Genomic DNA, 5,358 nt, shown 5'->3' with positions numbered 1-5,358 from the left:
GTCGTGGCGCAAGAGCAGTTACAGCGGCGGAGAGGGAACCAGCTGCGTGGAGGTGGCCTGGAGGAAGAACAGCCACAGCGGCGGATCGGGAACAAGCTGCGTGGAGGTGGCGTGGTCGAGCCACCAAGCCCCATCTACGAGTGACGCGGTCCTGGTCCGCGACTCCAAGAACCCCGGCGGCCCCATGCTCACCGTCCCCACCGGTGCCTGGCAGCTGCTCCTCAGGCGGCCCGCCAGCCGTACAGCTCCGTGAAGCGCTGGTTCTCGCCGCCTTCGTAGGAGACCGTGCGGTCCCGCCTCGACAGCTGGACCACCTGCGCCGTGCGGGGTGCGCGCACGGCGTTGTACGCGGTCAGCGCGGCCGTGGGATCGTGGTGGTCACGTAAGTTCGCGGCCAGTACCACCGCGTCTTCGAGGGCCATGCCCGCGCCCTGCCCCACCGACGGGGACATCGGGTGCGCGGCGTCGCCGAGGAGGGTCACGCGGCCGAATGTCCACTGTGGAACCGGGTCGCGGTCGGCGACGTCGGTGACGAGCACGTCCGGTCCGGTGTCGGCGACCATGTTCCGGATCACCGGGTGCCAGCCGGCCAGCTCGGCGACCACCGCGGCGTGTGCCCGCGTCGCCGTCATGGCGGGCCAGACGCCGACGGGGGCGGTGACCTTGGCCGTCCAGTACACCTGGCCGCGACCGATCGGCGCGCAGAACAGGTGCACGTGCTCGCCGCCGGCGACCACGCCGTGCGGGTAGGCGGCGGGTGCGGCCGTCCGGGCGCGCACGGAGGTGTAGCCGCAGTAGCGGGGTGGGCCGTCGCCGAGGAGGGCCTGCCGCACACGGGAGTTGATGCCGTCGGCGCCGACCAGGACCGTGCCGCGCAGCGGCGTGCCGTCCGACAGCAGGGCGGTGACGCCGTCCCCGTGGTCGGTGAACGCGTCGAGGCTCACCCCCAGCCGGAGGTCGGCGCCCGAGGCCACCGCCTCCTCGAACAGGGCGGCCTGCAGGGCCGAACGCAGCAGCGACACCTGCGGCGCGCCGAACCGCTCGGACAACTCGCCAATCGGGTCGGTGGCCAGCACCGTGCCCGCCGGGTCGACGATCGGCCGCACCTGCCCCGACTGGGCGACGTGTCCGATCGATCGGACCGTGGAGCCCAGCCGAGGGCTGATCGCGTCCACGGCCACAATCGAGTTCGGACCGAGTACCAAACCGGCGCCCGCGTGAGCGATCCGCGCGGCGCGCTCCACCACCGTCACCGCGATCCCCGCCCGTCGCAACGCCACGGCCAGCGCCAACCCACCGATGCCACCACCGGCCACCAGCACCCGCATCAGGCCACCCGCTCCCGCCCGGCCGCCTTCTCCTGCCGCCCCACCGATTCCCGCGCGCCCACCGGATCCCGCCCAACCGCCAGCCCCGTCCGGGCAACCCGCCCCTCGTCAGCCGCTCGCTCCCGTCCGGCCGCCTCCTCCTGAGCCCTCGCCAGCTCCGCCCAGAACGAGAGGTACCGCTCCCCCGTGTCGGGCAGGATCGTCACCACCGTCGCACCTTCCCATTCCGGGCGGCTCGCGACCAGGCGGCTGGCGTGGGCCGCCGCGCCCGAGGACACGCCCACGAACAGGCCCGCGGTCGTCGCCAGCTCCAGCGCGGTGGTGGCGGCCTGGTCGTCGGTGACGGTCAGGATCTCGTCGATCAGGGTCAGGTCCGTGTTGGCCTGGACGATGCCGCCGCCGATGCCCGGGATCCGGTGCGGACCCCGCTCGCCACCGCTCATCACCGGGGACGACGCCGGTTCGAAGCCGACCACGTGTACGTTCGTGCGTTCCTTCAGGTAGCGGGCGGTGCCGGTGATCGTGCCGCCCGTGCCGACACCGCATACCAGCACGTCGACCTCGCCCTCGCAGTCCGACCAGATCTCCGGGCCCGTGGTCGCGTAGTGCGCGGCCGGGTTGTGCGGGTTGCGGTCCTGGCCCATGAAGATCGCGCCCGGGATGGCCGCGGCCAGCGCCTCCGCCCGTGCCATCGTGCCGACCAGGCCCTCCTCCGCCGGGGACAGCACGATCTCGGCACCGAAGATCCGCAGGATCTGGCGGCGCTCCTCGGTCGCGTTGTCCGGCAGCACCAGCACGCACCGGTAACCCCGCGACGCGCACAGCGACGCCAGCGCGATGCCGGTGTTGCCGGACGTCGCGTCCACGACCGTGACGCCGGGCTTCAGCGTCCCGGCGGCCTCCGCGGCGCGGACCATGTGCAGCGCCGGGCGGTCCTTGACGCTCGACAGCGGGTTGAACATCTCCAGCTTGGCCAGCAGCCTCGTGCTCCGTGGAACGTCCGGATAGGACAGTCGGATCATCGGTGTGCCGCCGACCAGCTCCGCCACCGACGACGCGATGCGGGGCCTCATGCCGTTACCTCCAGGGGCTCGATGACCAGGCCGTCGAGGAACCACTCCTCCAGCTGCCGCATCCGGGCCTCGGTCGTGCGGCTGTCCGGGGCCACGACCACGAACGACGCCAGCACGTCCGCGGAGTAGCGGGAACCCTCGAAGACCTGCCCGGGTTCGGCCAGGATGACGCTGCGCGTGACCCACGGGAACGGCGGCTCGCCCGGCACCGAGACCACGCGCCCCGGCCGCTTCCCGAACAGCAACTGGCCGGACATGGTCACGGGCCGCGCCGGGATGTCGCCCAGTGGCAGGCCGGCGTGCGCACGCAGCACCCCCGCGACCGGGTCGATGCCGAACATGGCCTCGGCGACCCAGCGGTTCTGCGCACCGCCCGGCCGGGCCGCGATCTCGCACAGCACGAGCCGGTGGTCCGGCGTGTGGAACACCTCGGCGTGGAAGGCGAAGTGCCGTGGCGCGGGCAACGCGTCGAGCACCGACTTCGTGAACTCCACGAGCCGCAGGCCGAGCGGGTCGTCCGGGTCGAACGTGGTGTCGAGCCGTCCCTGTCGCAGCGACCTGAAGTCCGACAGTGTGAACAGGTACCGCGAGGCGTAGACGTAGCGCAGCTCGCCGTCCACCACCAGGCCGTCGACGTGGCACATCGGGCCGTCGACGAACGCCTCCACCATCAGGTTCGACTGGTACGGACCATACAACTCCAGGTCCTCGGCCAGGAACGCGTCGAGCTCGGCCCGGGACCGCAGCACCCGGACGCCGAGCGCGCCCGCGCCGTCACGCGGCTTCGCCACGATGGGATAACCGTGCTCGTGCGCGAAGGCGATGAGATCGGTCGCGCACTCGACCGTCCGGTGCGCCGCCACGGGAATCCCCGCCCGCGCCGCGACCTGCTTCATCAACGCCTTGTTGCGCCACACCTCCGCGTCGGCCAGCGAATGCCCTGGCAGGCCGAGGATCTCGCGCAGCTGGGCGGTCCGCTCCAGGTCGTGTTCCTGGACGCTGAGCACGTCGGTCACGTCGAACCGTTCGGCCAGCTCCAGCACCCGGGACTCCACCACACCGGTCAGCTCGTAGCCGTCGACGGCCTCCAGGTGGCGGTAGCCGGTCGGGCCGCTGGGCAGCTCCTCCCCCACCCAGCCGAGATGTTCCCTGGAGGCCAACAGGACCAGGTCACCGTCGTAGTCGGGTAGCCAGCTGTCGTACTGGCACGCGGACAGCCCGCCGCGGTGGTGCAGGATCAGGATGCCCATCGGGTCACCTCCCGGCTCGGCAGGCCGGCCTGCTCGCGCACCACGGCGCGGTGGTCGGTCGCGACCGCCGAGTCCACTGTGTCCACCAGCCACGCGCCGGTCTCGGCACGCAGGATCTCGACGCGGTAGGGCAGCTCGGGCCCGCACGGCAGCGCGGACAGCGCGTCGCGCACCAGCTTCCGACCGTCCTGTGTGGAGCCGTGCACCACGTGCCGGCTGCCGGCGAGGTCCGGCTCGACCAGCAGGCTGGGCACGGTGATCAGGTTCGGCGTGAGTCCGTTCGCCGTGAACGCACGCAGGTCCCGCTCGTCGCGGAGGATCGCCGCGGTCGGCCAGCCGGGATCCTTGCGCCGCCGCACCCGTACCGGGCCGCCGCCCCAGCGGTGGCGGTACCAGTACAGGTCCGACACCCGTTGCACCGCACCGGCGGGGATGGTCGGCACGCCGGCCGCGCGCAGGCGCTGCCGCATGGCGACCGGGTCGGCGAGCACGGTGGCCGCCGCCCTGCCCTGTCCCTCGATGCCGAGGTGGTCGCGCAGCGCGCCGGCGCGGACGAGGTCGGGGGTCGCGGTCGCCACCAGCGCGGAAACCGTTGTGGTGGCGGCGAGTTCGAGGACGGCCAGCTCGGCGGAGGACCCGTGGTCGGGGATGTACCGGACTTCCGCGTAGCCGTCGACGTCGGTGGCCGGGTGGTTGGTGATGAGCACGAGGTCCTCGCCGGCGTCCGCCAGCCAGTCCGCGTACGGTGGTGGTCCGCCGGGATGGCGGTCCAGGATGATGATCGTCACGTGATCTCCCGTGTCATGCCGCTTCCTCGGCGCGGTGGCCGTCGAGCCGGCGGATCTTCGAAGCCACGGCCGCGGCCGGCGCGCGGACCGTCGAGCCGACCGGCACGTCGGCCAGGACCAGGGCCTGCGCGCCGACCAGGACGTTGTCGCCGACGGTGATCGGGCCCAGCAGCGTCGCGCCGACCCCGACGACGACGCCGTCGCCCAGCCTGGGATGCCGGCGCCCGCCGCGGGCCGCGGCCTGCCACCACCCGGTCGCGCCCAGCGTCACCTGGTGGAACAGGGTCACGTCGTCGCCGACCACCGCCGTCTCGCCGACCACGACCCCGGCACCGTGGTCGACGAAGAACCGCCGCCCGATCCGCGCGCCGGGATGGATCTCGATGCCCGTCGCGAACCGGGCGAGCACGCACACCGCCCGCGCGGTCCGGTACCTCCCGCGCAGGTACAACCGGTGCGCGACACGATGGCTGAGGACGGCCGCCAGCGCCGGGTGCAGCGCGGCCTCCCCCCGCGACCGCACGGATGGGTCCCGCTCGACGATCACGTCCAACTGGTCCACCACGGCACGGACGGCCCCGGCCACCCAGGCAGTGCCTCGCCGCGCCATGCCGCCTCCTCGGTCGCTTCCTGCCGCATCAGCGGACAACGCCCGAGTCGAGGCCGGCTCAAGGATGATCGGAAGGGCCCGACCGGACCGCGACGAAGGCGTCCTTCACCGCACCGACGGGTCGTCCTCCGGGATGCCCGTGCGGGTGAACAGGGCCAGTGCCGCCGCCCAGTGCGGCCCCGGCGTGCCGTGTGTGACGCGGTGGGCCGCCCCCAGGACGCGGAGGGTGCGGGCCTCGCCGAGCAGGTGGCCCGTCTCCCGGTGGACGGCCACGGCCTCCTCGGCCAGCGACGCGGCGCGCTCCGGGTC

The 5,358-nt window shown here is 73.2% G+C and carries 7 protein-coding genes; 1 reads left to right on the top strand and 6 read right to left on the bottom strand.

Features of this window, described 5'->3' with window-relative positions; all coding sequences use genetic code 11:
* Nucleotides 1-46: 46 nt before the first annotated feature.
* Nucleotides 47-253, top strand: coding sequence for a DUF397 domain-containing protein (locus tag ACJ73U_RS23675; protein ID WP_407779880.1), 207 nt, complete (start codon nt 47-49; stop codon nt 251-253).
* Here the strand turns inward: ACJ73U_RS23675 and ACJ73U_RS23670 are convergent.
* The 6 genes from ACJ73U_RS23670 to ACJ73U_RS23645 form a co-directional block, all read right to left on the bottom strand.
* On the bottom strand, nt 222-1,328 hold the full coding sequence (locus ACJ73U_RS23670; RefSeq protein ID WP_407779879.1) for an FAD-dependent monooxygenase: 1,107 nt from the start codon (nt 1,326-1,328) through the stop codon (nt 222-224). The genes ACJ73U_RS23675 and ACJ73U_RS23670 overlap by 32 nt on opposite strands.
* Entirely contained in the window at nt 1,328-2,401 is a 1,074-nt protein-coding gene (locus ACJ73U_RS23665; RefSeq protein WP_407779878.1) for a PLP-dependent cysteine synthase family protein, read from the bottom strand. The genes ACJ73U_RS23670 and ACJ73U_RS23665 overlap by 1 nt, the downstream gene beginning before the upstream one ends.
* Complete coding sequence (locus tag ACJ73U_RS23660; protein ID WP_407779877.1) at nt 2,398-3,651, bottom strand: acetyl-CoA carboxylase biotin carboxylase subunit family protein; 1,254 nt, start codon at nt 3,649-3,651, stop codon at nt 2,398-2,400. The genes ACJ73U_RS23665 and ACJ73U_RS23660 overlap by 4 nt, the downstream gene beginning before the upstream one ends.
* Nucleotides 3,639-4,439, bottom strand: coding sequence for a hypothetical protein (locus ACJ73U_RS23655; RefSeq protein WP_407779876.1), 801 nt, complete (start codon nt 4,437-4,439; stop codon nt 3,639-3,641). The genes ACJ73U_RS23660 and ACJ73U_RS23655 overlap by 13 nt, the downstream gene beginning before the upstream one ends.
* Before the next feature lie 13 nt (nt 4,440-4,452).
* Nucleotides 4,453-5,049: a serine O-acetyltransferase EpsC gene (gene epsC / locus ACJ73U_RS23650; RefSeq protein ID WP_407779875.1), complete on the bottom strand. Its 597-nt coding sequence runs from the start codon at nt 5,047-5,049 to the stop codon at nt 4,453-4,455.
* A 105-nt stretch (nt 5,050-5,154) separates the two neighbouring features.
* A partial coding sequence (locus ACJ73U_RS23645) for a hypothetical protein (RefSeq protein ID WP_407779874.1) occupies nt 5,155-5,358 on the bottom strand: 204 nt, incomplete at its 5' end.

It is taken from the genome of Actinophytocola sp. (genome assembly GCF_045807065.1).
Lineage (GTDB): Bacteria > Actinomycetota > Actinomycetes > Mycobacteriales > Pseudonocardiaceae > Actinophytocola.
The sequence above is the reverse complement of the archived record's forward strand: the minus strand, read 5'-3'. Positions and strand labels throughout refer to the sequence as shown.